This is a genomic window from Actinomyces sp. ICM58, from assembly GCF_000283035.1.
Classification (GTDB): domain Bacteria; phylum Actinomycetota; class Actinomycetes; order Actinomycetales; family Actinomycetaceae; genus Pauljensenia.
Map to the genome: position 1 here is coordinate 1 of NZ_ALIY01000174.1, position 4461 is coordinate 4461.

Sequence of the window (4461 nt, forward strand, 5' to 3'; positions counted from 1 at the left end):
CCCGCCGCCAGCCAGCGCCCCCCGGTGCGCCTCAATGTCAATGCCGATGGCCCCGCCAGAGACGATCGCGTACCCCGAGCGCGCGAGGTGGTAGGCCATGTTTCGCGCGCACCTGCCCCCGGCCGACGTGGAGGCGCGCGCCCCAACGATCGAGACGTGCCCCTCGGACTGCGACGAATCGCTCAGGCGACCCAGGAACCACAGGCCAAGCGGTTCCTCCTCTCCCAGGCAGGAAAGCTGGACCGGCCAGCGCGGATCCGCGGGCGTCATGAATCCGCCTCCGGCGCGCTCGACCCGCGCCAGTTCGCGCTCGACATCGACCGTCAGCGCCCGTTCACGCCAGCGATTCCACTGCTGGTCCCAACGGGCCTCGCCAGCGCACCGCAGTTCCCTCGGCACGCCCCTCCACTCCCCTTGGAGCCATTCGCGCCCCCGACGGTCCCCGAGCGTCGCACGCAGTACGCGCGCCGCGGGATCGGCGGGTTCTGCCACCGCCGACCACCAGGCCGCCTCTTGCATCGTCTCATCTGGTGTCATGATCGTGTCCATTCCGCAGCTGCTGCGCTGCAACGATGTGGTCAATTGTCGGTCGAGGTGCCCCCGCCAAGTCCGCCAGGGTCCACGCCAGGCGCAGCATGCGGTCCACTCCCCGCATCGAGGAGGCGCCGACGTCGACGAGCCGGTCCAGCTGGGCGACCAGCTCGGCGTCGATGCCCGAGTGACGCCTGATCCACGCTCCCGGAAGCTGGGCATTGCACACCCAGGGTGTGCCCGCAAGGCGGTGGCGGGCCCGGTCGCGGGCGGCACTCACTCGCTGCCTGATCGTCTCCGAGTCGCGCGTCGTACACGAGGCCATGTCCGCCCGTGTCGGCGTGTGCACGTCGATGCGAATGTCCATCCGGTCCAGGAGAGGGCCCGACAAGCGCGCCAGGTAACGCCTCCGAGCGACAGAGGAACAGGTGCAGTGACGCCCTGCCCGTCCCCCGCCGCAGGGGCATGGGTTGGAGGCCATGACCAGCTGAAACGAGGCCGGGTAGCGCGTGTGGATCCCCGACCGGTGCAGGTTGACGACCCCCGACTCCAAGGGTTCACGCAGGGAGTCGAGCACGGAGGGCGCAAACTCGGCGGCCTCGTCGAGGAACAGGATGCCGCCGTGTGCGAGCGACGCCGCGCCCGGCGTCAGGGTGCGTGATCCACCCCCAATCAGGGCGGCCATCGTCACCGAATGGTGGGGCGCCTGGAAGGGAGGGCGCATGACAAGGGCAGTGCCCGCAGGTACGAGCCCTGCCACGGAATGCAAGGACGTCGTCACAAGCGCGGTGTCGGCATCCAGGTCGGGAAGAATCGTCGGCAGCCGCGAGGCCAACATGGTTTTGCCCGAGCCGGGCTCGCCGATGAGGAAGACGTGGTGCCCTCCGGCCGCAGCGACCTCCATCGCACCCACCGCTTCGCCCTGGCCTCGCACGTCAGCCATATCGAGGACGGCGGGCGATTGACGGCCTGGTTCCACGGCGCGCATTCCCAGGTGGCCGTGGAAAGGAGCCTTGATGGCCTCTCCCCCGCCCCAGGCGATGAGGTCGGCCAGGTGCGCGAAGGCGATCACTTCGATGCCGTCCACGAGCCGCGCCTCCCGGGCGCACGCCTCCGGGACGATAACCCGACGCACTCCCCGTGAGCGGGCGGCGAGCACGGCCGGCAACACTCCGCGCACCGGCTGAATGCTACCGTCCAGGGCGAGTTCCCCGACGATGACAGCGTCCTGAAAAGCGCGCGGGTACACGAGACCCGTCGCCAACGCGATAGACGAGGCGATGGCCAGGTCGAAGCCAGAACCCGACTTCGGGATGCCCGCCGGCGAGAGGTTCACCGTGATGCGTTGATCCAGCACGTCAAGGCCGCAGGACTCGAAGGCCGCGCGCACCCGGTCACGGGCCTCGCGCACCGACGTGTCCAACAGGCCGACGAGTGTGAAGGCCACGAGCCCGGCACCGGCATACGTCTCGACATCGACGAGGTGTCCCTCAATGCCAACCACGCTGATCGAATAGGTGCGTGCAAGCCCTGGCCCGGTCATTGCACGCCCCGCAGCCACACCGCGTGCGCACCGAGAGCGCGCACGTCGACGTCCGCTCGATCCACGTCCGGCCATTGCCGAAGGGACTGCGCCGACAGCGTGATCGCGACGACGTCAATGCGGACCCGCGAGTCCAGTCGGCCTCGCTGCCTGCACCAGGCGCCCGTGAGCGCCCTCAACCGAGCGACCTTACGTGCATCCACCGATGCGAGAGCACTGCCTTTTCCCCGACCAACCCGGGTGCGTACCTCGACGATGACGGTCCACGAGCACGCGGGCTCCGTCTCGTCTCGGGCGATGATGTCAAGCTCGCCGCGTCGGCCATCGCGCCAGTTGCATTCCAGGACGCGCAGGCCCGCTTCCTCAATCATCAGGCGGGCCGTGTGTTCCCCGGCTGCACCGAGAGTCCGACGATCGGGTCGTGTTGAGCATTCCATGAGAGCTCACCTCCACGACCACAGTGCGCCCCGGTCACCGGGCCACACAACACGAAAACCGCCCCCTGTGGACAGGGAGCGGTTGACGCAAAGGCCTGTGGATAAACGGCTCGCGCCGCTTGTCCTGTGGACGGCGCTAGGCTAGGGAATGTCGAGCTCCGGCTTGGAGAGCTCCTCGACATTCACGTCCTTGTAGGTGATGACTCGCACCGAGCGAACAAAACGGGAGGATCGGTAGATGTCCCACACCCAGGCGTCGGTGAGCGTCAACTCGAAAAAGACGTCACCGCCCACCGGGCGCGCCTGCACGTCCACGTGGTTGCACAGATAGAAACGCCTCTCGGTCTCCACGACGAACGTAAACAAGCCGATGACGTCGCGGTACTCCTTGAAAAGCTCCAGCTCCAGGTTGTTCTCGTAACCTTCGATTTCTTCGCTCACGAACCCATCATGCCGGGCCTGGGCGTGCTTGCCACCCTGCCACCCCGGCGTGCCCTACTTTGTGGCGCTCGTCGGCATCTTCCACGAGCGACGATGAAAGTCGCTGACGCCGAGGCGGCCGATCGCGCGGGCGTGCGCTGCTGAGCCGTAGCCTTTGTTGGAGGCCCACCCGTATCCGGGGTCGTCGGCCTCGCTCATGAGGCGATCGCGGGCCACCTTGGCGATGACGGAGGCCGCGGCCACGACGGCGCAGGACAGGTCGGCCTTGACCTGCATGTGGACGGGCAGGGCGATACCAAAAGGATCCTCGGGACCGCCTTCGTCTGCGAACAGGTCCTCGGGTGCGGAAAGCCAATCGTGGCAACCGTCCAGCAAGACGACGCCCGGCATGACTGCGCGGCTCGCCACCTCGGCGAGGGCGCGGCGCCCCGCCAGGCGCAAAGCCGCGACGATCCCCCATCGGTCGATTTCCTGCGGGGACGCGTAGCCGACGGCGCAGTCACGGACCCAGGAGTGAATGGGGGCGACGAGAGCCTCGCGCCGACGAGCGGAAAGCGCCTTGGAGTCGGTCAGTCCCTCGGGAACGGGAGGCGCGTCCTGGCCGATCACGGCGACGCCGACCGCAACGGGGCCGGCGAGGGCCCCGCGGCCGACCTCGTCCATGCCCGCCACGAGGCCCCACCGCTTCGCTAGGGCGAGCTCCAGGTCGCGCGCCGCGGCGGTCATGAGGGGTCGGGAACGGAGGTGAAGACCTCTTGGTGACCGATGTCAGTAGACCAACGCGAGACCGGCCAGATCACGGCCTGCACCGTCCCCACGACGGAGGAGACGGGCACGTAGGGCGACTGACCCGAACCCATGTGATACCGAGAATCGGCGGAATTCGAACGATTATCGCCCATCACCCACAGGTAACCCTCGGGCACGGTCACGTCGAAGGTACGCTCGCCGCAGGGCACCTGGCCGTCGGCGACGTATGGTTCGTCGAGCTCGACGCCGTTGACGCTGACCTTGCCGGTGGCGCTCACGCAGGTGACGCGGTCGCCGCCCACACCGATCACCCGCTTGACGAGGGTCTGCTCCCCGCCCGCGGGCACGAAACCCGTGAACTCTCCGAGTCGGCGCACGACGGACGAGGAAGACACCTCGGTGGTGCCGAGCCAGCCGAGCGTGTCGTCAAAGACGACGACGTCTCCGCGGTGAATATTCGAGCGCAGCGCGTCCACGCGGGACACAGCGATGCGGTCGTCCTCGACCAGTGTGTTACGCATCGAGGGCGAGGGGATCCAAAAGACCTGCACGATGAAGGCGCGAAGGAGTGAGGAGATCACCAGCGCGACGACGATGATGACGAGAATCTCGCGTAGCCACACCCAGGGGTTACGGCGAGCACGCGCCTCGGCGCGCTCGCGATCCCGCAGCGACGGCGCGTGCACCGGCCCAAGCACCGGGCCTGCAGTCGAGCTCATCCGATCTCCTTACGTCGTGAACCATCCAAGGATACGGCGA

The 4461-nt window shown here is 67.9% G+C and carries 6 protein-coding genes; all 6 read right to left on the minus strand.

The genetic code is table 11. From position 1 onward, the window contains the following. Positions 1-537: DNA-processing protein DprA (locus tag HMPREF1138_RS07820; protein WP_039937518.1), on the minus strand; the 537-nt coding region annotated here is incomplete at its 3' end. Continuing rightward, positions 524-2074, minus strand: a complete 1551-nt coding sequence (locus tag HMPREF1138_RS07825; protein ID WP_050981247.1) for a YifB family Mg chelatase-like AAA ATPase — start codon at positions 2072-2074, stop codon at positions 524-526. The genes HMPREF1138_RS07825 and HMPREF1138_RS07820, both read right to left, overlap by 14 nt. Then, positions 2071-2511, minus strand: a complete 441-nt coding sequence (locus HMPREF1138_RS07830) for a YraN family protein (RefSeq protein ID WP_039937522.1) — start codon at positions 2509-2511, stop codon at positions 2071-2073. The genes HMPREF1138_RS07825 and HMPREF1138_RS07830 overlap by 4 nt, the downstream gene beginning before the upstream one ends. 141 nt (positions 2512-2652) lie before the next feature. Continuing rightward, positions 2653-2952: a DUF2469 domain-containing protein gene (locus tag HMPREF1138_RS07835; RefSeq protein ID WP_009058469.1), complete on the minus strand. Its 300-nt coding sequence runs from the start codon at positions 2950-2952 to the stop codon at positions 2653-2655. A gap of 54 nt (positions 2953-3006) precedes the next feature. Further along, on the minus strand, positions 3007-3678 hold the full coding sequence (locus tag HMPREF1138_RS07840; protein ID WP_009058466.1) for a ribonuclease HII: 672 nt from the start codon (positions 3676-3678) through the stop codon (positions 3007-3009). Then, positions 3675-4421: a signal peptidase I gene (gene lepB / locus HMPREF1138_RS07845; RefSeq protein WP_009058471.1), complete on the minus strand. Its 747-nt coding sequence runs from the start codon at positions 4419-4421 to the stop codon at positions 3675-3677. The genes HMPREF1138_RS07840 and lepB overlap by 4 nt, the downstream gene beginning before the upstream one ends. Positions 4422-4461: the final 40 nt, after the last annotated feature.